Raw genomic sequence first — 22,859 nt, 5'->3', positions numbered from 1 at the left:
GCTCGACTTGCATGTGTTAGGCACGCCGCCAGCGTTCGTCCTGAGCCAGGATCAAACTCTCATTTAAAAGTTTGATTAGCTCTTTTATTTCTCTTTGAATAAATTTCTAACTCAAAGTATTTCACACTGTTTAGTTTTCTAGGTTCTTCGCCTCCCTCATCGAGGGGACTTTTATAATATAGCACATTCTGTTTCTTCTGTCAACACTTTTTAAAAAATCTTTTTTAATTTTTTAAAAGGCTGTTTTTAAGCCCTTTCTTGTGACAGCTATTTCATATTATCAGCTTTTAAATGGTTTGTCAATAGTATTATATTATAGAATAGAAATTTTATATTTTAAAATTTATCTATAATCTGTTAGAATAGGGATAGATCTATAACTATAATCTAATAGAATAATGATAGATTGATAATAGAAAGAGGTGATTGAAATGGATTTGCGCCAATTAGAAACTTTCGTTGAAGTAGCAAAACTTAAAAGTTTTTCAAAAGCTGCAGAAAAACTTTTTATTACTCAACCTACAGTTACTAACCATATACAAAATTTAGAAAAGGAACTAGGCACCCTCTTAATTAATAGATTTGGGAAAAAAATTACTTTAACTGATGCAGGTAATTTATTGTATAAATATGCTATTAATATTATTAACTCCTGTGAAATGGCTAAGTTTGATTTAGCAACTTACCAGGGTAAGATACAGGGACATTTACATATATACTCTAGTTCCGTTCCTAGAAAGTATGTGCTCCCAAATATTATTAAAAACTTTTTAACTAAATATCCAGATGTATCTTTTAATTTGTCCGATAAAGATTCAAAGAAAGTAGTTAAAAGTATTTTAGATGGTGAAACCGATTTCGGTATTGTTGGAGCTAAGTATCAATCTAATAGCTTAAAATACATTGAATTAATGGAAGATAAGCTTTTGCTTATTACTCCAAATACCCCAGCTTATGATAAACCGAATTATTCTTATATTGACAAGAATGTTTTATTTAAGGATAAGATTCTTTTTAGAGAAGAGGGTTCTGGAACTAGAGATTTAATAGAAAGTAAATTAGAAAAAGCAGGTATATCTCTAGGTCAACTTAATGTAATGGCTTATATAGAAGATACTGAAACAATTAAAGAATTAGTGTCTCTTGGAGTAGGGGTAAGCTTTTTGTCTGAAAAGGCAGTATCTGATGACATTAAATTGGACAAGTATAAAGTTTACTACATTAATGGTATAGATTTAACTAGAAAGTTCTATTTTGTTTTTCATAAAAGTAGACAACTTTCTCCTCTTAGTGAAACCTTTAAAAATTTTATATTAGAATATATAAAAGACCAAAAAGCTTAAGCCTTTTGGTCTTTTATTAACAGTAAAACGCTTTATATCCTTTATAAGTCATATAAACATCAGCTTTACTTACTACTTCATAAGGTGCATGCATACTAAGAACAGGTACTCCACAATCTAATACTTCCATGCCATGTCTAGCAAGTATATATGCTATGGTACCTCCTCCACCTTGATCTACTTTGCCTAATTCACCACTTTGCCATACTATATTGTTCTTATTAAAAATACTTCTTACATAGTTAACAAATTCTGAATTAGCGTCATTACATCCGCCTTTTCCTCTAGATCCCGTATATTTAACTATTGTAATTCCTTTTCCTATAAAAGCTGTATTTAATTTTTCATAGGCATCAGAATAGTTTGGATCATATCCTGCTGCTACATCTGCAGATAAAGCTTTTGAATTACTTAATGACTTTTTAACTATAGATAAATTATATTCTCCTTCTAAAAGATTAACTATTTCCATTAATCCATTCTCAAAGAAAGCTGCTTCCATTCCAGTATTACCAACACTTCCAATTTCTTCTTTGTCTACAAATAAAGCAACAGCTGTAGTGTCTACTTCTTCAATATCTAATATAGCTTTTAATGAAGTATAAGCACAAACTCTATCATCATGTCCATAAGCCATAACCATACTTCTATCAAAACCTAAATCTCTTGCTTTCTCAGCAGGTACCAACTCAAGCTCTGCAGCTATAAAGTCTTCTTCTATAATTCCATACTTTTCATATAAAATTTTTAATATATTAAACTTAATTTTATCTTTAATATCTTTATCGTTAAAAGGAATACTACCTACTAAAATATTTAAACCTTCCCCAGTAATTCCATCACTTAAGGTCTTACTCATTTGATCTTTTGCTAAATGTGGAAGTAAATCCGTTATGTAAAATACTGGTTCATCATGGTCCTCACCAATAGATACATCTATTCTTTCTCCACTTTTCTTAAGTATTATGCCATGCAAAGCCAAAGGTAATGCAACCCATTGATATTTTTTTACTCCTCCATAATAATGAGTTTTTAAAAAAGCTAAATCAGAATCTTCATATAATGGATTTTGTTTTAGATCTAATCGAGGTGAATCTATATGAGATCCTATTATATTCATACCTTTCTCAATATGATTTTTTCCAATAACAAACAAAGCAGCACCTTTGTCTTTATTATTTATATATATCTTATCTCCAGGTAATAATCTAGTATTTTCTTTTAAAATTTCTTCAATTGATTTAAATCCCTTTTCTTCTGCTCTTTTTATTATTTCCTTAATAGACTCTCTTTCTGTTTTTCCTTTGTCCAGAAACTCTTTATAATCTTCATTTATCTTAAATACTTCTTCTGTTTCCTCTTTATCTATCTTGTCCCAAACATTATTAGTATTAAATAAAATTTTATCTTTTAATTCATTTATATCTAATTTATCTTCCACAGTAACCCTCCTTTAAATTTTCTTAATATTATTCCTAAATGCAAAAATAGCAGCTTGTATCCTATCATTTACCTCTAATTTCTTAAAGATATTAGATACATGGTTCTTAACTGTTTTCTCACTAATAAACAGTTTTTCAGCAATATCTCTATTGTTTAGACCTTCTGCTATTAAAATTAACACTTCATACTCTCTCTTAGTTAAAGAATTAACTTTCATAAACTCTTTATTATTTTCGTTATTCATGTTTTGTGAGTCTTTAACTAATACCGTTGCTATGCTAGGCTGTATATATGTTTTACCTCTCCCTACATCCCTAATGGCTTTAATAAGACTGTCTGCCTCTGAATCCTTTAATACATATCCATTAGCTCCAATTTTTATTGTCTCATATATATATTCTTTATCTTCATGAATAGTTAACATTATAACCTTTGAACTGATTCCAAGATCTTTAAATCTTCTAAGAGCTTCAATGCCATTTACCTTTGGCATATTAATGTCTAATAAAATAACTTCTGGTTTTAATTCTAACGCCTTCTCTATGGCTTCTTCCCCATCTCCAGCCTGAGCTATAACAGTTATATCATTTTCTAGTTCTAATATTTGTTTTATTCCTTCTCTTATTAGTGCATGGTCATCTGCAATCATTACACTTATTGGTCTGTTCTTCATTAATTTATTCCTCCTCGGATAAAGGTATGAATAGGCTTAGCTTAGTTCCTAAGCCTGGAGATGATTTTATTTGGAATTTCCCGTTTAATAATTCTACCCTTTCTCTAATGTTCATTAATCCAAATCCACCTGAAACGGTTTTAGTACTATTTTTAACTGCATCAACACAGAACCCGACACCATTATCTAAAATAGATATGTTCAGTCTAGTTAAGGTTTTTTCCATAGATATCATAACATAAGTAGCTTTTGAATGTTTTTGGATATTATTTAAGGATTCTTGAATTATTCTAAAAATTGCAACCTCTATAACAGGTTCCATATCATTAAAGCTTCCAAGTATCTTTAATTCTATATCTATATGAGTATCTTCCTTAAAAATAGATACATATCTTTCAATAGTAGGAACTAAACCTAAATCGTCTAAGGACATAGGTCTTAAGTCATATATTATTTTTCTAATATCTTTCAATGCTCCTCTAACTATGGTTTTAAGATTGCCAAGTTCCTCTTTTGTTCTATCCTTATCTACTTCTAGTAACCTTTCACACAGTTCTGTCTTTACTACTATATTTGCCATTGACTGAGCTGGACCATCATGAATATCCCTAGCTACCCGTTGTCTTTCTTCTTCTTGAGCTTCAATAATCTTTATGCCAAGAAAATGTCGTTTACTTAAATCATCAACAGTACCTACTATATGATCAACATTTCCCATTAGATACTCAGTTGCTACACTAATTTGCTTGTCTATATTTTCAGCCTTCTTACAAACTTCACAAGCTGATTTTAATCTAACCTCAGTCTCTTTACGCCTTTCTATCAAGGTTCTTTCTTCTTCTCTTTTCAATATAAGCCTAACTCTTATTTCATTAGCTATTTCATAAGCTTCTCTTATATCATTTTCAGTATAAGTATTGAAATTCTTACTTACCCTTGATAAATAACTGCGGCTTCTTCTTTCTTCTAGTTCCAAAGAATCAACTTCCTTAATAACCTTTTCTGTTTTTGATTGTAATTTATTTAATTCATCTTCTAATCTTTTACACTCATTTCTTGAATGGTCTACAACTTCATGGATCTCTTCTCTACTACTTGTAATAGATTTAATTGTTTTATCTAATATTTCATTTATTTTTTTGATATTTGGTAGCTTATTCTCCATACTTTGCACCCCATAATTTTTTAAACTTCTAATTTATTTATCTCATCAATCTCATTATCTGATAAAACTTTCTCTAAATCTATTAGTATCAAAAGTCTTTTTTCATCCAATTTGCCTACTCCCGTAATATATCTTCTGTCTACACCAGATATTATGTCCGGTGCTTCATCTATTTGATCATCATCTAGTCTAACAGTCTGTGAAGCTTCATCAACAATAAAACCTATTTGTTTTTCTTCTAAAGTAATAACGATGATTCTAGTGTCTTTTGTAATTTCATCATAATCCAATTTAAATCGTTTTTTTAAATTTATTATTGGAATTACACTTCCTCTAAAATTGATAATACCTTCAATAAAACTAGGAGTATTTGGTATTTGAATTGAATCTTGATGAGGCACTATCTCTTTAACATTCATAATGTCTATTCCAAATTCTTCTTTACCTAGTTTAAAAACTACATATTGATTTTCAGCCATATTATTCCTCCTTCTGTTCTATTTTAATACATTATTCATACTAGTTCTACATTTATAGACTTTATCCTGCTTTATTTTTAATATATTTTAAGAATTATATTATTTTAACATATATTATATACCATCTACTAAAAAGAGGTAACTAATTATTTTTATACTTATACCTTTCTAGATATAGAAGTTTATACGGCATCAATCTTTTATTCATATTAAATTTTCTTTAACCCTTTCTTCTAAAATAGAAGCCATTACTTTGTCTTTTATTCTTACTTCATTAAAATAATCGTTAATATTCTCTTTATTCTTAATAGGTTCTTCAAATAATATTATTTCTAAAGATCTCTTAACTTGATTAATAACAAAATTTTGATCTTGTTCCCAGCCATTCTGTAAATAATCTGATAATATCAAGCTTAAAGCCTGTAGCACCTTTGTCTTATCATAATCTTTTTTAATTAATTTATTTAAATCAACAGAAAAATCATCATAATAATTCCCTTTTTCCCTAGCTTCTCGAAGAATATGCCTTGTATATCCTAATAAGCATTCACTACCGGAACAAGCTCCACATTTATCTCTTCCTAAACAAATATTATCCAAAACCTCTTTTAGCATTTGAGTTTGAGTGTATAGGGTTGTGGCTACTTCTTTCATCAAAGATTTAGCTCCTGTTCTCCTCTGTTTAACTATAGTTTTTATTAAATAACTTTCTATAGCAATTAAAATAGTAAAGTATAAAATAATATTCAAAGGTTTTAAATAAATAGAAGGAATAGTACTAAACAATTTAAGAGTTCCAAAAAATATAAATACTATGGAAGAAGTAATTTTAATAAAAATATCAGGAATTTTTTCTCCTATCTTACTTCCAATAAAAATACCCAATCCACTAGTAACTATCATTCCTAAGATAGTGCCCATAAGGATAAATAGGGGGAAATTTCCTTCTGTTGCTAAAGTCATAGCAGTCAATTGAGTTTTATCTCCCAGCTCTCCAACAAAAAATGCAAATGCTACTGTAGCTATTGGACCAAAAGCCTTCTTATTTTCTATTTCTTCTTCATCTTCATCTTTTAAAGCCAATATACCAAATATAACAAACATTATTCCTGCTATTATTTGAATTAAATTTAATGGAATTACTTTAGATAGATATCTTCCCAAAACTATGGCTATTCCATGGTTAAATAATACTCCTATAAAAACACCTGCTATTACATCTCTAACTTTATATTGAGTGGCAAAAGTCATAGCAATGATTTGAGTTTTATCTCCCATTTCTGCAGCAAAAATCAATAAAAAGGCTCTAATAAGTTCTCCTATCATTTTTATCCCCTTTCTTTAATATATAATTAAAAAGACTTTTAGCTTAATAGGAATTCCTATTAAGCTAAAAGTCTCGCTCCTTAAACCTTAAGTAAATAGGACCAGGTATTTCTACCAGTATGTTGATCCTACTTGTAGTATATTATACTACAGCTACTCCCTCTTAGCATCTCATATTACACACATTATATACTATTTAGTATCTATTTACAATGTTTACTTACTAAAAACAACTTTTCCTTTCTTTACAACCTTATCAGTATGGTTAATTCCAAAATGATATATTATATAATCTAAATTTGGCGCATCAAATATAACTATATCTCCTTGCTTTCCAACTTTTAAGCTTCCTATCTTTTCTTCTAAACCTAAAGCAGCTGCTCCATTAATTGTTACCGCCGTTATTACTTCTTCAGGAGTCAATTTCATTATCAATGAAGCAAAGCTCATTACCAATTGAAGATTTTCAGTAGGACAACTACCTGGATTATAATCTGTAGAAAGAGCAATTGCAACTCCTTCTTCTATCATTTTTCTAGCCCTAGCAAACTTTCCCGCTTGCAAATTAAAACTAGTTCCTGGCAATAAATTCGCTATTATCCCTTTTCCTGCCATCATCTTAATGCCTTCATCACTAGCAGCAATTAAATGATCTGCTGTAATACATCCAATTTCGGCAGCTAATTCGGCTCCACCTAAAGACTCTATTTCATCAGCATGAATTTTAGGTATTAAACCATTTTCTAATGCTGCCAGAAGAATTTTTCTTGATTGTTCAATAGTAAATACTCCTTTTTCACAAAATACATCACAGAATTTAGCCAAATCTCTCTTACTAACTTCTGGTATCATTTCATTAATTATAATATCTACAAATTTATCTGGATCTTCATTATAATCTTTTGGAATAGCATGAGCTCCCATAAAGGTTGATATAATATCTACTGGATGGTCTTCGTTCAACCTTCTAGCCACTTCCAACTGTTTTATTTCTGTCTGAAAATCGCCTATACCATATCCACTCTTTGCCTCAACCGTAGTAGTTCCATAGCTAATCATCGTGTCTAAGCTCTTTTTAGCTTTACTATATAGTTGTTCAAAGGTTGCTTCTCTAGTAGCCTTAACAGTGCTATGAATTCCCCCACCAGCTGCTAAAATATCTAAATACTCCATTCCCTTTAATTTCATAGAAAGCTCATTTTCTCTAGAACCGCCATGAACTAAATGTGTATGAGCATCTACCAATCCCGGTGTTACCGTTTTTCCTTTTCCGTCAATTATAATAGTATCATCATCTATAGTTATATTTTCTGGCAATTCTCCTTTCCCTACATAAATGATCTCAGCTTCATTTAAAGCAATAACTCCATTTTGAATTAGTCCTATATCTCTCATTTCTTCTTTAATTCTAGGTTTATCTTTACCTTTTAAAGTTATTAAGTTGTCAATATTTTTAATTATTAAAGTAGCTCTCATATTATCACCTTATTCAAACATTCTTTTTTCAAGAATTTGACTATGATCAAAGCTCTCTAATCTTAAATAATAATCTGCTACATCTATTAACGCAGCCATTGGTAATAACCCTACAACCTCACTACCAACTACATTTACTCCATATCTTTTTGCCTCTCTTTCTATTACATCAAAAACTCTATATAATGGAGTCTTAGTATAGTCTACCATATTCATACTAACTTGTACTATGTTTCTTTCCTTTATTTCTATCCCTAAAGCTTTACAGTATTTGAATCCACCACTACTAGCTCTAACACCTTTAGCTATATTTTTGGCTACATTAATATCATCGGTTCCTAAATTTACATTAAAGGCAACTAAAGGCATTCTAGCACCTACTGCAGTTACTCCAGCCCTTTCATTTAAATTAGCTGGACCAAAATCTGGTTTCCACATTTCGTCTTTTAGCTTTTCTGCCATCCCTTCGTACTGACCTCTTCTAACATCGGCTAAATTTTCTCTTAAAGAAGTTTGAGCTGATTTTTCGTATAAGAATACAGGAATGTTCAACTCTTTTCCAATCCTTTCACCTAATTCCTTTGATAGCTGAACACACTCATCCATCGTTACATCTGATATTGGAATTATAGGTATAACATCAGTGGCTCCCATTCTTGGATGCTCTCCAGTATGATTCTTCATGTCTATAAGTTCACTAGCTACCTTACAAGCATTAAAGGCAGCAAGAATGACCTTTTCAGGTTCACCGATAAAAGTAACTACTGTACGATTATGGTCTTTATCCATAGAATAATCAAGAAGCTTAACTTCTTCCATAATTCTTACTTCTTCTACTATTTTCTCAATTATTTCCTTATTTCTTCCTTCACTAAAGTTTGGCACGCACTGAATAATTCTAGCCATTAGATTACCCCCTATTTATAATTTTCCTCTACTAATTTCTTAACCAATTCCTCATCAGCTACATAAGGTATAGTTATATGATCTGTATCCTTAAAGTTATTATTATATTCAATACAAGTTGATATAGAATTTTCATTCCTAGCCCATGCTCTTCTTGCAACGCCTCCCATTACATCCCATGGCATAGCAGTTTTTAATATATTATCTACTCTTTCACTTCCGTCTAGTACCATACCAAAACCACCGTTTATGGACTTTCCAATACCTACTCCACCACCATTGTGTAGTGCTATAAGACTCATGCCTCTTGCAGCATTCCCTGCAAAACATTGAGTTGCCATATCTGCCATAACATTACTGCCATCTTTAATATTAGAAGTTTCTCTAAAAGGTGAATCTGTACCGCCAGTATCATGATGGTCTCTTCCTAACATAATTGGACCAACTTCTCCATTTCTAACCATTTCATTAAATTTCAAAGCTATTTTAGTCCTTCCTAATGCATCTTGGTAAAGAATTCTAGCTTGAGTTCCTACTACAAGACCATTTTCTTCTGCATCTTTAATCCAAATGTAATTGTCCCTATCTTGTCCCCTTCTGTTTGGATCTATACAATCCATGGCAGCTTTATCGGTTTTAATCAAATCTTCATGTTTTCCACTTAAACATACCCATCTAAAAGGTCCATAACCATAATCAAATAACATAGGTCCCATTATATCTTCTACATATGATGGGAAAATAAATCCTTCACTTTCATCAATACCATTTTTAGATATTTCTTTAGCCCCAGCATCAAAGATAGCCTTCATAAAACTATTGCCATAATCAAAGAAGTAAGTCCCTTTATTTACCAACTCTTTAATTACTGAAAAATGATGTCTTAAAGATTCATTTACTAATTCGATAAACTTAAACTTATCCTTACCCAATAATTCAGTTCTTTCTTCAAAAGTTAATCCTTGAGGACAATACCCTCCATCATAAGGTGCATGGCAAGAAGTCTGATCTGACAATAAGTCAATTCTTATATTATTTTCAACAGCATATTCTAATAAATCTACTATATTTCCGTGATAAGCCAAAGCTACGGCTTCTCTATTTTCCTTACATTCATTGGCGAAATTAAATAATTCTTCTAGATTATCAAAAGATTTATCAATCCATCCCTGGTCTAGTCTAGTTTGAATTCTTGAATAATCAACTTCTGCAATTATTCCTACAGCCTTAGCAATTTTACTTGCTTTTCCCTGAGCACCACTCATTCCTCCTAATCCAGAACTAACAAATAAATAGCCTTCTAAATCTCCATCTTCTTTAATTCCTAGCTTCATTCTACCTGCGTTTAATATGGTATTGTAAGTTCCATGAACAATTCCTTGAGGTCCTATATACATCCATCCACCTGCAGTCATTTGACCATAGTTGGCAACTCCCATAGCTTGCGCTTTTATCCAATGCTCTTGATCATCGAAAAGTCCTATCATTAATGCATTGGTAATAATAACTCTTGGACTAGTTTTGGAAGATTTAAACAATCCTACTGGATGCCCTGAAGCTACAACTAAAGTTTGATCATCTGTCAATTCTTCTAAATACTTTTTAATAAGTCTATATTGCATCCAGTTTTGACACACCTGTCCTGTTTCTCCATAGGTAACCAACTCATATGGATATAAGGCTACATCAAAATCCAAATTATTATCAATCATTACTTGAAAAGCTTTTCCCTCTATGCATTTACCTTTATATTCGTCTATAGGTTTTCCTTTAATTGCTCCGTTTGGTCTAAAACGATATCCGTATATCCTTCCATAAGTGAACAATTCATTTAAAAATTCTGGAGCTAAAGTTTCATGCAACTCTTCTGGTACATATCTTAAAGCATTTTTTAAAGCAATTTCTGTTTCCCTTTTTGTTAAAGTAAATTCTCTTTTTGGAGCTCTTCTTATACCAGGTTGAAATTCAATCATTGATGGTAATTCTTTGTCTAACTTAATTGTCATAGCATTGGAAATCTCATAATTATTTATCATGTTAACTCCTCCTTTATAATAATTTTCCAATTGCATTTTCAATTTCATTTATTATCTTTTCAGACTTTAATATTTCTTCACAAGTATTTATTTCTTTATACATTATTCTATCATCTTCAATGGTAGTTATATGCTCTCTAACTATATTATAAGCTATATCCGTTCCTTTTCCTAATCCTTTATTCCCTCTTAAATCTATGGCTTGACAAGCTGCTAATATTTCCATGGCAAGAACTTTTCTAACGTTACCTAAAATATCTCTAGCTTTTCTAGCTGCTATAGTACCCATGGATACATGATCTTCTTGATTAGCAGAAGAAGGTATTGAATCTACACTGGCTGGATGTGCTAGAACCTTATTTTCGGATACTAAAGAAGCTGCTGAATACTGCACTATCATAAATCCAGAATTAAGTCCTCCCTTTTCCACTAAGAATGCTGGTAATCCATTGCTCAATGAAGGATTAACTAAACGTTCTAACCTTCTTTCAGAAAGATTCGCTAATTCTGATAGTCCAATGCCTAAAAAGTCAAAACTTAAAGCCATAGGTTGCCCATGGAAATTACCTCCTGAAATTACGTCTTCTTCATTTTCAAATATTAAAGGATTATCTGTTGCAGAATTGATTTCAATTTCAATTTTTTCCTTGACGTATTCAAAACAGTCCTTACTTCCACCATGAATTTGTGGAATACACCTTAATGAATAAGCATCTTGTACCCTTAGTTCTCCTTGCCTAGTAGTCATTTTACTATTTTCCAATAAAGTTAATAAATTTTTTGCAGTATCTATTTGACCTTTATGAGGCCTAATCCTTTGTACTCTTTCATCAAAAGCGTCTACTATGCCATTTAAAGCTTCAACAGTTAGTGATGCTGCTACATCAGCTATTTTACTTAAGTTAATACTATCATAAATTGTTAAAGCACCTATAGATGTCATTACTTGAGTACCATTAATTAAAGCTAATCCTTCTTTTGAAGTCAATTGCACAGTAGAAATATTGGCTTTCTCCATAGCTTCTTTACCAGACATTCTCTCGCCTTTATATATAGCTTCTCCTTCACCTATCATCACCAGAACCATATGTGCTAGTGGAGCTAAATCCCCACTGGCTCCTAAAGATCCCTTTTCTGGTATAATTGGATGGACACCTTTATTTATCATATCTATTAAAGTCTTTAACGTTGATAGTCTTATTCCAGAGTATCCTTTAGATAAAGCATTAGCTCTAAGAAGCATTATCCCTCTAACTATGTCTTCATCTAATGGGTTTCCAACTCCACAAGCATGGCTGATTATTAAATTCTTTTGTAAAGTTACAGTTTCATCTCCAGTAATAACTACATCACTAAACTTCCCAAAACCTGTAGTTATTCCATAAACAACCTTTTCTCCATCTACAAACTTATCAACTAATTTTCTAGCTTTTTCAACTTTCTCTATAGCCTCCTGTGATAATTCTACTTGCCATCCCTCTCTTGCTACTTTAACTAATTCCTCTAGAGTTAAACTATTTCCATCAATAATGACCTTTTTCATTTTTATCCCTCCAATTAATTTTATTGGTTAGTTCATTACTAAATTAAAGTGTATAAAAAAGCCACAGATATTATCTGCGGCTAACTTTTAAGCTTATAGGATTTTATTGAAGTATACACTCTTCTTCCCATAATTTCCTCACTTTTCATCAAAGATATTTTATTTAACTGAAAATTGTATTCAAAACTTTTATTATTAATATTTATTATATCACAAAAATCCATATTAGTAATGCTTATTCTTCTTCCTAAAGTAATATGTGGAGAGAATTTTCTTTTTTCTTTTTCAAATCCTAGTTTATACATCTCCTCTTCCATTTGGTTATAAATTATTTTTAGTTTATCAACTTCTCCTCCTAATCCTACCCATACAACACCATAATAATTTTCTCTCTTGTTAAAATATCCTATATCCCCCAAAGATAAACTTGGACAGTAACATTTTAAAGATATATTTTCTAGCAATGTTTCAACATTGTTTACTTGTTCTTGTTCTATCTCACCTAAAAATTTTATAGTGAGATGATAATTCTCTTTTCTGACCCAATTACCCTTATTGGAATTGGATTTTAATGTTCCTTGAATAACTGATAGTTTTTCTATTAAATTATCATCAAATTCTAAAGCTATAAAACATCTCATACGGTTATACTCCCATTTTTATATAAAAATTAAAGTTATGAAAGATAAGACCAAACAAAATCCACCTGTTATTGCAAAAGATTTATATAAAGTATTGAAAATATTTCGTCTTAAAATTAAAATTCTCGTTGAATCTTTTAATTCTTCTTTTTTACTTTTTATTTTTTTATTTTCTTTCGTATCTCCGTCTGATAGATCCTTTTTCCCATCCTTGAAAATTTCTTTGTTTCTAACTACAATTATTGCCTCTCTTATTTGAAATATTACTGATATTCCCAACAGACCAACACCCATAACAAATAAGCTATTACTTAATTTTACTATAAAAGTCCCCTGCCCTTTCAAAAATAAAGACATTAATAAGGATACAGTAAGACTTATTCCCAAAAGTATAACGATAATTTTCACTAATGGTTTCTTAATAAATTCTTTCACAGCTTTCCCTCTTCATTATTTGTATTGGTAAATTTATAGATTGTTCTTCTACACCTTCACCTTTTAATTCTTTGATTATTCTTCTAATTGCTACTGCACCTATATCATAATATGGCTCCTTTATAGTTGTTAATTCTGGTCTATAAATAGATGCAAGTTTGATATCTCCATATCCACTTATAGAAATATCATTAGGAACTCTCATGTTCTGATCATAGAAATAATTTATTAGCCCAATAGCAATTTCATCCTGACAACAAAATACTGCTGTTATTCCTTTAGTATTATAAAGTTCCTTTACTTTCTCTCCAATATTATAGCCATCATCAATGCCATGTCCGCTAACTGCATAAATATGACTTTCTACTTTGTTTAATTCCATTGTATCTCTATATGCTTTAATTTTATCTTTCTCAATAGTTAAGTCCATATCTTTTTCATTAGTTACATATAATATATTTTTATGTCCCAAACTTATTAAATACTCTGTCATCATACAGCTAGCTTCATAATTATCTATGGAAACTGTAGGAGATTCTATACTATCATAGTATTTATTTAAATATACATAAGGTATTTTATATTCTTTAATCTGCTCAATAATTTCTTTGTTCAATATCTCAGAAACTACAATTATACCCTCTACCTGTTTTCTTCTTAAAACTTGAGCAAACTTAATTTCTGTATCCTTACTTCCATAGCTACTACACAGAACTATATCATAATTATACATTCTTCCTACTTCTTCAACTCCTCTAACTATCTGTGCAACATAAGAGTCTCCTATATCATTTACTATTAATCCAATTAAATTTGATTTTTTCGTAACTAAACTACGAGCAACCTCGTTAGGTTTATATCCTAATTCTTCTATAGCATTTAGTACCCTTCTTCTCACTTCAGGGCTAACGGGTTTTGAATCATTAATCACCCTTGAAACTGTAGAAATGGACACTTCTGCCAGCTTAGCTACATCTTTTATTGTTGCTGACATTTTTATCCTCCTTATAGATTTATTATAATTTTTCTGTCCTAATTTATTATTGTAAAATTCTATACACTAAATAGGTTGGATTCTTTTGAATCTTTAGATTATATTTAGAATACCCTAATCATTTTAAAAATTTTCTTATTATTATACCACAAATACTTATAGATGTTAAACATTATTAAAGAAACACTGATAGATAATACTCATCATCAGAGTCTTATGAAATTATCGCTGCAAAAATATTACTTAAAGTTCTTGTTAAATTATAACTATTATAATCAAACTCTTTTTCCTTTAAAGGTACTGATAAATAAACTACTCCCTTTACCTCTTCGTTTACAATTAAAGGTATCACTATTATAGATTGCCAATTTGGTACTCCAGATATACGGTCTACATCGTCTACATTATCCCAGTCAATTAGAAACTCTCCCTTTTTTTTAACTATAGTTTTATTTATAATTGTGTAATTTAAAAAAGGGGTGTTTATCCATTGGTTATTCAACCTTACTCTAGAATAAATTTTAGTTAGAGAGCTTTTATTCTCTAACTCTATTAAATTAGAATACTCTGCATCTACAGTCTCTATTAATCTGTTTAAAAAAATAAATATTTTTTCTTCTTTACTCTTTTTCTCTTTAATTAGTTCTGTGACATCCAATAAAGCTAATATATTTCTATTATCTTCATTAGTATTACCAGATAAAATACCTGCTAATCTATCTACTCTATTTAAAGTATTTCCAATTTCATTATTCCAAACTACAATTCTATTTCTTCCTTTATCTTTTGCATAATATAAAGCTTGATCAGCTTTTTCAATTAACTCTTCTTTAAATTGACTATGTTTAGGAAACACAGAAATTCCTATGCTTACTGTAATAGGATAGTCTAGACCAGATATTTTTAAGGATTCTATGTTTGATCTTATTTTTTCTCCTACTAACTTACCTTCATTTTCTGTGGTGTTTTTTAGTAAGACAATAAACTCCTCTCCACCATACCTGGCTGCTAAGTCTGTAGTTCTTATACATCCTACTAATTTCCTCCCTATACAGCTTAGGACTTCATCTCCTTTTCTATGTCCATAAGTATCATTTATATTTTTAAACTTATCTATATCAAGCATTAATAAAGTAAAATTATTTTTCCCTTTTTTCGAATAAGTTATTATTTCTTCAAACTTAGATTCAAAATATTTTCTTGTATAGGTATTTGTAAGTTTATCAGTAGTTGAAATTGCTTTTAACATATAATTCTCTATATTAATAAACACAAGGTAAGAAAGAATATTTACTAGTTTAAATCTATCAGAATCAAATCTATTAAATACTCTGTCGGTTTCTAAATAAATATAGCCTTCATTTTTTTTATCTATAAATAAATCGTCCTTTCTTCTATCGCTTTTAATCCTGTCTTCTATTTTTTCTGGTATAGTTATAGGAACGCATATTAGCCCTTTTATTTCTTTTGATAAAAATTCTTTATAAAAATTATTAGCAAATTCATTTGGGCTATTATTAATTAAAATACCTTTATTACTTCTATTAGATAGGGCTAAAATATTTTCATTAGGCATCCAATTTAAATTATCATCTAAGCTAGAAATTGGTAGGTATTTGTTACTTTCTTCATCATATATTAAAATACAACCCTTTTGTGCTAAAGTCTCCTTAGCCAAATATCTTATTATTAGATCCAAATTATACCTATAATCTTCTGTTAATCTAGCTATTAGTGTTTCAATATTATATACATTACTTGCTTCATGATAGAAATAGTTTATTTCTGCAATTTTAGTAAACTCTTCATTGCTTATTAAATCGAAAAAAAGCCTAAAATCAAAATACTCTTCTATATCAGCACCTTTTATATCCGTTAAGTATTTACATTCAACTTTTTTATTAAAGGCATTTTCAATAGCCATAGAAAGTTTCTCTTTAACTAGATTGCCTCCTCTACTGTCAATATAACTAATTTGCAATTCCCTCTCTGGAATTTTCATAGCTAATCTATACATTATATCTAAAGTTTCTAATAAATAATTTATAGCTTGATAATATAATCCTTTTTCATAGAATTTAAATCCTATTATCATATTGACAATTAAATCTATATTTAATAGATTATAACTTTTAATTTTCTCTTCAATTTTTACCATATTTGTTATATTAGAATCTCTGTCATTTAAATTACAAATAATCATTTCTCTTATATATTTAAAATATTTAGTTTCGCAATCATTCTTTAGTTCTAGATCTTCTTCTAATAAATTTAAAGTATATTCATAGTCTTTCTCTAACAAACTAATTATAGAGAAATATAAGATAATTTTACGTCTATCATAATTAAGAGTTCTATTTCTGTGTTCTACTCTAATTTTTTCCATAGTTTCTTTATCATAAATTGAATCTTTAAAATACTTTATACAAATTATTCTAAATTGAGATGTTAAAAATTCACGGGTATTAAACTCCCTACATATTTCTCCAGTCTGTTTTGAGTACTCAATAGCTAAATCCCATTGTCCAAATACACCATGAAATTCACCTAAAAAATTGCAATATTGAGCTTTTATTTCAATATCTAAAATTTCATTCTTTTCATGTTCTTCCTTTAATATTACGTAATAGTTATAAGCCTTGCTATATTATCCTATTAAAAGATTTACTAAACCTAAATTTATATTAGTTAGAAATACAAGATTAACATCTTCTACTTCTAAGGCTCCCTTTCTAGCAGCTTCGATATACTCCATAGCCTTACCATATTCACGATGTCTAATATAGATTTCTCCCATATTATTTAAAAAAACAATTTCTGACTCAAGAAAACCATATTGAGTTGCAATATCTAAACCTTTTTTATAAAACTCCATAGCCTTTTCTCTATCACCATAATGTTGTGCATAAATGTTTCCAATATTATTCATTGGCTTTGTAGATTCTAGATAATTTCCATTATTTTGAAAAAAAGTAATGCTTTTTTCATATTTTTCTATGGACTCTCCCATGTTTCCTTTTAAATAACAGGTTATACCCCATATATTATAAATAGTCCCCAAATAAGCATGCACTCCTGAAACTTTGGACAATTCCAAGGCTTCATTTAGTTTTTCTGTTACATAGTCTAAAGTTTTAATATTTAACCCTATCCTACTCTTAATAATTAAGGCACTAATCATTCCCTCAACAAAATTATGCTCTTTAGATATTCTCTCTATATCCCTAGTTTCCCTTTGTGCCAAGTCTATTTGATTTTTTTTATAATAATAATCTGCTCTAAGAGTTCTTGATCTAATTATATAATAAAGATTGCTTAGTTTTTCAGCTTCTATTGTTAGCTCCTTAAGATATTTATTAGTCTTTTCTACATCTCCTCTTAATGAATAGATATTTACTAAGTTATCCAATACTTGAAGCTTTACTTCATCTGAATTATCATTTATTATTCCATAAGCTTTTTCCCATAAAAAAACAGAATTAGAGCTATATTGATTGTCTATTTTTTTAACTTCTTTCAAGATAATTTCTAAGGCTTTCATAGGCTGATTTGAGTTAAGTAAGTGATAAATCAATTCTTCCATTACAAACTTTAATTGCTCTCCATATGTATCTTCAATAACCTTTGCCGCACTTTTGTGTAACCTCGATTTTTCTTCTTCAGAAATTTCATGATAAATTAGTTTTTTTAATTGGCTATTATAAATACTGTAGCTATATCCCCAATCAGCCACCCTTTCATCAATAAGTCTTAAAGTTATTAACCTCTCTAAATCTTCTTCTAGCTTTTTAGGACTTATATTTAACATTCTAACTAAAGTTTTTTTAGATAGAGAACTGTTAAATATTGACATCACTTTGAATATCTCAAAATAATCAGTTTTAATAAGATTTAACTGCTTTTTTAAAGCTTCATTTATGTCGGTCGGAAAATAAATATTTGAATAGTTATCGGTTTTAATATCCCACATACCATTTTTATTAAGATATAATTCCTTCCTATTGTGTAAATCCTTCATACTATACTCTATATATCTAGGATTACCTTGGCTTTCCTTTAATAACACTGAAGCAAATTTTATAGGTCTATAACTTATTCCTAAAATATATTGGATCATTTCACCAATCTCTTCTAGGTTTAATTTTAATAAAGATACTTCCAATACATTTTTATTTAATTTCCATTCAACTATTTTTTCTTTAATTATAGTATTTTTAACCGAAGATTCATCTTTAAAAGAAAGAATAAAAAAAACTTGTTTACTTTTAATATTGTTTATTAGATAATTCAATAACATAAGAAAATTGCTATTACAATTTTGCAAATCATCTATAGCTATATAGATAATTTTATCTTTAGACAATTCTTCAAAATAATTAGTAATTCTATCAAACAGTCTAAGTTTTTCTTTGTATTGGCTCAAATCAGTATTAGTAGGCTCACCTATAGTAAACCTTAAATCTGGTAATATTTTAGCCAGTTCTTTTCCGTATTTCTCCATCAACTCTTGGGGAGTATCTTTCATAGACTGTCTTAGTATATTCGCCATAGCCATTAAGTCTATTCCATCATTTTCATCTATTTCAGTAAGATATACGTCTCTGCCTCTTATCTTTAATTGATGAGATATTTCTTTTAAGAATCTTGTTTTCCCCATACCAGAGCTCCCATTAATAATAATGCCCCTATGTATAAGTGTTCCAGCAACCAATTCTTTATCTAGCTCTAGAATTCTTTCGATTTCTTTTTGTCTCCCTACGATTTTAGTTTTAAAATATAAATTATTTCTTTCTTCCATTAGGTTGTATGGGTATTCCATATGAAACTTTAGATTGATATCCTCCATTAATTGACCTAAATTAACGTCCCTAGCTAGGGAATTCTTTTTGGTTAAATTTTTTATAATCTCATTTAAAAATACTTCTTGATCAGGACTTAATTCGTCTTCACTATAATAAATAAAAGCATCTACTTTATCTACTAAGAAATCTTCCAAAAATAAATATTTCATTAACATTCCTATAGAATAGTAGTCAGCTCTTTTATCTATTTCCTCTTGATTTAATAAGACCTCCGGTGCTAAAAAATATCTGGTTAAGTCATCATAATCAGTATTTATTATTTTTTCAAATATAGTAGCTAAATCTTTAAGTTTTATAGTTCCATCTTCTAATAAAAATAAATTAGATGGGCTTAAATGTCTATATACAATCCCTCTATAATGCAAGAAATCTATTATTTTTATGACATCAAGTACTATATTTAGTCGTTCTTTAAAGGTTAGTTCTTTAGTAAACTGACTCAATGAAGGACTATTCACATATTCGACAGTTGAATAATATTGTAATACATTAACCTTCTTTCTATCTATAGTTTTAACTAAACTAAATTGATCACTAGCAAGCAGATACTCATGTCTTATTTTAGATAGATAAATAAAATTATTAATAAAGTAATTTATTACTTCTTTTCGCTTCTCATAGTTGTATAATTTCATAAACTGTTTTTTATCATTATCCCAAAAATCAGTTACTTGATAGATTGCATTATTTAATCCGTCCTCTATGACCTTATCTACCTTATATCTATTATCTATCAACCTCATCTTTCTTCCCCTTTTTAATGTATTATATAATATACATTTTCTTTAGCTATTCATCCTCATAGCTTCATATAAAGTTCTTAGTCCCTGATGTAAACTTGATTTTTCATCATCATTAAAGCCACTTAATTTTTCAGATAAAAATTCAATACGTTTTTTTAATACTTTTTCTAAAACATCATAGCCATTTGGCAAAACTTCTATCCTAACCACTCTTTTGTCTTTATCATCTTTTTTCCTAACTACTAATTCAGCCTTTTCCATACGATCAATTAAGTCTGTAATCGTACTACAGGCTAAAGCCATTTTTTGACTTAACTCGCCAATAGTCAGTTCTCCCTCATTTATTAATATTTGCAAAGCAGTAAATTGTGGAACCGTTATATTAAAATCACTTAATATTTCCCTACCTTTTCTTCTTATTATATAATCTACTTTTCTTAAGTACTTTTCTATATTAGCTACATTTTCACAGCTATCATTAGCTTTCAATAAAATCTCCTCCATAATTTCTTATCACAAAACACATTTTTTATTTTTAAATTATTATCTTAAATGCTTTTGGAACAACTTCAAAAGTTGCTGGAAGTTTTCCACCATATTCTCCATCAATATCTATTGAAACATTATCTTCAGTACTTATAGTAATTTTTTTTGATTTAAAATAGCTTACATTTGGATGATTTATATGTTCACCTCTAAAAATACTAAAGAAGATATTGGCTAAATCTTGCATATCAGACTTTTTAATTATAACTACATCTAGATACCCATCAGAAACATTAGCTTCTGGTGCTAATCTTTTAAATCCTCCTATTGAAGAACTGTTGGAAATCAGAAAAAGTAAAATTTCCTCTTTATTTATATATTCCTCGCTTTCAAACTTCACATTTATAGGTTCAAATAATTGTCTAGGTATTTCTTTTAATCCTTCAAGATAATATGCCATTCTCCCTAATATAGCTTTTGCTTGGGGCTGAACTTGATATCCTACGTTAGCCAACAACCCTCCTGCTGCTACATTAACAAAACATTCATCATTTACTCTACCCAAATCTACATCTATAGTCTTTTCTCTTTTAATCATATTATAAAACTCTGTAACATTCTTCGGAAGATTTATATGATTTGCAAAGTCATTTACAGTACCAGCAGATAATATAGCAACTGGTACTTTTCTATCACTATTGGCAATACCTTTAGCAACTTCATTTACAGTACCGTCACCGCCACAAGCAATAATTATATCCCAATCTTCTTTACAAGTTTTAATAGTTTCAAACATGGCATCATCTTTTTTTTCCGTGGTAAATTTGCCTACTAAATACCCATCATCAATAAGCAGCTTACAAAGATAATCAAGCTTTCTTTGTATTAGCTGCCTTCCTGAGGATGGATTACTAATTATTTTTACTTTTTTCATGATTACCAGCCTTTCTTAAATCAACTAATTTATAATATATTATTGGCTAAATCGGGACAATCAGTTATAACACTAGTAACTCCAAAGGATTTCATAAGCTGTAATCCCCATTCTTCGTTTACAGTAAAAGGATTGACCTGAATCCCATTTTCTAAACAACTTAAAACTACATCCCTATCAATAGTCATAAATAAAGGGTGTATAGCATCAGCTTTAACAGACCTGGCATACTCCCAAGGTGATGCTAATCCTGCTATATATAGTATACCAGTCTTTAATCCTTTATCAATATCTTTGATTTTTAAAAGACTATAATGATTAAAAGAAGAAATTATTATTCTATCTTCTAAATTATAGGCTTTAATAGCATTTACTATATCTTCTTCAATATCATGGTAAAATATAGGACCACTTTTTATTTCTATATTGAGTAAAACATTTTTTTCTTTAACAAATTGAAGGACTTCTTCTAATACAGGTATTCGCTCTCCTTTAAACTTATCACTAAACCAACTGCCTGCATCTAAGTTTTTCAATTCCTGTAAAGATAAATCTTTAATATAACCTGAACCGTTAGTAGTTCTGTCTACTTTTTCATCATGGCATACTATCAAATGTCCATCTTTACTTTTATGAACATCTATTTCTATTCCATCTGCTCCCATTTCTATAGCTTTTTCATAGGAAATCATAGTGTTTTCAGGATAGTATCTTGCTGCTCCCCTATGTCCATATATTATTATACTTTTCATAATATCTCCCCTTCCATTTAATACATATTATATAGTATATTCACCAATAAAATAGGTTTCCCTTCTTATACACTATAATTTTCTTTGAAATTTCAAATAGCCATCTAAATAAAAAAGAACCCCTTAAGTCATATGGGTTCTTATTTCTTCTTTAGACTATGTTTTATTATATCTATGATTTCTATAAACATTTGAATATAATCAGATACATTTTTAACGTTATATTCAAATGCTAAAGCTGTTTCACTAATACTTTCTGAAACTGTATCTATGGTTCCAGAAACTTTATTTGTCGTAGAATCTATATTTTCAGTAATAGAACTAATATTTCCTGATATGGAATTAGCATTTTTAACTAAACCATTTATTTCAGGTGTTAGCTGATTTAATACTACTTGAGCTTCTTTTGTTATACCATTTATATTTTCACTTATTTCTGGTAATTGCTTTATAGTTGTATCTATAGACTTTTCATTTGCTTCTGTAATAGTTCTTGCTTGATTAAGTATTTTATTTACATTTTTTAATATAAGGACTAAATAAGTTCCTACTCCAATTCCTAGCATATAGAGTATAAACTTAAATAAATCCTGTAATGTAAGAGTGGCTGTCATTTATATTC

At 29.4% G+C, this 22,859-nt stretch carries 19 protein-coding genes and 1 rRNA gene; 1 reads left to right on the top strand and 19 read right to left on the bottom strand.

The genetic code is table 11. The annotated features are described in order from the left end of the window. Positions 1-67 (bottom strand): 16S ribosomal RNA (locus KQI42_RS05690); the annotation flags it as partial. 364 nt (positions 68-431) lie between these two features. Here KQI42_RS05690 and KQI42_RS05685 point away from each other — a divergent pair. Continuing rightward, positions 432-1,343: a selenium metabolism-associated LysR family transcriptional regulator gene (locus KQI42_RS05685; protein WP_216517635.1), complete on the top strand. Its 912-nt coding sequence runs from the start codon at positions 432-434 to the stop codon at positions 1,341-1,343. Positions 1,344-1,359: 16 nt separating this feature from the next. Here KQI42_RS05685 and KQI42_RS05680 read toward each other — a convergent pair whose 3' ends face one another. From KQI42_RS05680 to KQI42_RS05595, 18 genes are all read right to left on the bottom strand, one after another. Beyond that, positions 1,360-2,784 (bottom strand): aminopeptidase, encoded by a 1,425-nt coding sequence (locus tag KQI42_RS05680; RefSeq protein ID WP_343231648.1) that lies wholly within the window; start codon positions 2,782-2,784, stop codon positions 1,360-1,362. Between the two features lie 12 nt (positions 2,785-2,796). Beyond that, a complete protein-coding gene (locus tag KQI42_RS05675) occupies positions 2,797-3,459 on the bottom strand; it encodes a response regulator (RefSeq protein ID WP_216517633.1) in 663 nt (220 codons plus the stop codon). Between the two features lie 4 nt (positions 3,460-3,463). Then, positions 3,464-4,624 (bottom strand): sensor histidine kinase, encoded by a 1,161-nt coding sequence (locus KQI42_RS05670; protein ID WP_216517631.1) that lies wholly within the window; start codon positions 4,622-4,624, stop codon positions 3,464-3,466. Positions 4,625-4,644: 20 nt separating this feature from the next. Then, positions 4,645-5,103 carry a chemotaxis protein CheW gene (locus KQI42_RS05665; protein ID WP_216517629.1) on the bottom strand — a complete coding sequence of 153 codons (459 nt, stop codon included), beginning with the start codon at positions 5,101-5,103 and terminating at the stop codon, positions 4,645-4,647. Positions 5,104-5,307: 204 nt separating this feature from the next. Beyond that, positions 5,308-6,429: a TMEM165/GDT1 family protein gene (locus KQI42_RS05660; RefSeq protein WP_216517627.1), complete on the bottom strand. Its 1,122-nt coding sequence runs from the start codon at positions 6,427-6,429 to the stop codon at positions 5,308-5,310. Between the two features lie 216 nt (positions 6,430-6,645). Further along, positions 6,646-7,905, bottom strand: coding sequence for an imidazolonepropionase (hutI, locus tag KQI42_RS05655; protein ID WP_216517625.1), 1,260 nt, complete (start codon positions 7,903-7,905; stop codon positions 6,646-6,648). Between the two features lie 9 nt (positions 7,906-7,914). Continuing rightward, positions 7,915-8,811 (bottom strand): glutamate formimidoyltransferase, encoded by an 897-nt coding sequence (ftcD, locus tag KQI42_RS05650; RefSeq protein WP_216517623.1) that lies wholly within the window; start codon positions 8,809-8,811, stop codon positions 7,915-7,917. A gap of 11 nt (positions 8,812-8,822) precedes the next feature. After that, positions 8,823-10,847 (bottom strand): urocanate hydratase, encoded by a 2,025-nt coding sequence (locus KQI42_RS05645; protein ID WP_216517621.1) that lies wholly within the window; start codon positions 10,845-10,847, stop codon positions 8,823-8,825. Between the two features lie 13 nt (positions 10,848-10,860). Beyond that, a complete protein-coding gene (gene hutH / locus KQI42_RS05640; protein ID WP_216517618.1) occupies positions 10,861-12,390 on the bottom strand; it encodes a histidine ammonia-lyase in 1,530 nt (509 codons plus the stop codon). Positions 12,391-12,470: 80 nt separating this feature from the next. Beyond that, positions 12,471-13,031 (bottom strand): RNA 2',3'-cyclic phosphodiesterase, encoded by a 561-nt coding sequence (gene thpR, locus KQI42_RS05635; protein WP_216517616.1) that lies wholly within the window; start codon positions 13,029-13,031, stop codon positions 12,471-12,473. A gap of 18 nt (positions 13,032-13,049) precedes the next feature. Beyond that, complete coding sequence (locus KQI42_RS05630) at positions 13,050-13,466, bottom strand: hypothetical protein (RefSeq protein WP_216517614.1); 417 nt, start codon at positions 13,464-13,466, stop codon at positions 13,050-13,052. Then, complete coding sequence (locus tag KQI42_RS05625) at positions 13,450-14,460, bottom strand: LacI family DNA-binding transcriptional regulator (protein ID WP_216517612.1); 1,011 nt, start codon at positions 14,458-14,460, stop codon at positions 13,450-13,452. The genes KQI42_RS05630 and KQI42_RS05625 overlap by 17 nt, the downstream gene beginning before the upstream one ends. A gap of 214 nt (positions 14,461-14,674) precedes the next feature. Next, positions 14,675-16,846 carry a sensor domain-containing diguanylate cyclase gene (locus tag KQI42_RS05620; RefSeq protein ID WP_216517610.1) on the bottom strand — a complete coding sequence of 724 codons (2,172 nt, stop codon included), beginning with the start codon at positions 16,844-16,846 and terminating at the stop codon, positions 14,675-14,677. Between the two features lie 261 nt (positions 16,847-17,107). After that, entirely contained in the window at positions 17,108-20,065 is a 2,958-nt protein-coding gene (locus KQI42_RS05615) for a protein kinase domain-containing protein (protein ID WP_216517608.1), read from the bottom strand. Positions 20,066-20,107: 42 nt separating this feature from the next. Then, on the bottom strand, positions 20,108-20,554 hold the full coding sequence (locus KQI42_RS05610; protein ID WP_246566108.1) for a MarR family winged helix-turn-helix transcriptional regulator: 447 nt from the start codon (positions 20,552-20,554) through the stop codon (positions 20,108-20,110). A 46-nt stretch (positions 20,555-20,600) separates the two neighbouring features. After that, positions 20,601-21,485, bottom strand: coding sequence for a diacylglycerol/lipid kinase family protein (locus KQI42_RS05605; RefSeq protein WP_216517604.1), 885 nt, complete (start codon positions 21,483-21,485; stop codon positions 20,601-20,603). 29 nt (positions 21,486-21,514) lie between these two features. Further along, on the bottom strand, positions 21,515-22,237 hold the full coding sequence (locus KQI42_RS05600) for a glycerophosphodiester phosphodiesterase (protein WP_216517602.1): 723 nt from the start codon (positions 22,235-22,237) through the stop codon (positions 21,515-21,517). Between the two features lie 140 nt (positions 22,238-22,377). Next, positions 22,378-22,851: a hypothetical protein gene (locus tag KQI42_RS05595; protein WP_216517599.1), complete on the bottom strand. Its 474-nt coding sequence runs from the start codon at positions 22,849-22,851 to the stop codon at positions 22,378-22,380. Between the last annotated feature and the right edge of the window lie 8 nt (positions 22,852-22,859).

The sequence above is a fragment of the Tissierella simiarum genome (assembly GCF_018917865.1).
Taxonomy (GTDB): domain Bacteria; phylum Bacillota; class Clostridia; order Tissierellales; family Tissierellaceae; genus Tissierella_C; species Tissierella_C simiarum.
Note: the sequence above shows the minus strand (reverse complement) of the source record. Positions and strands in the feature narration are given on the sequence as shown.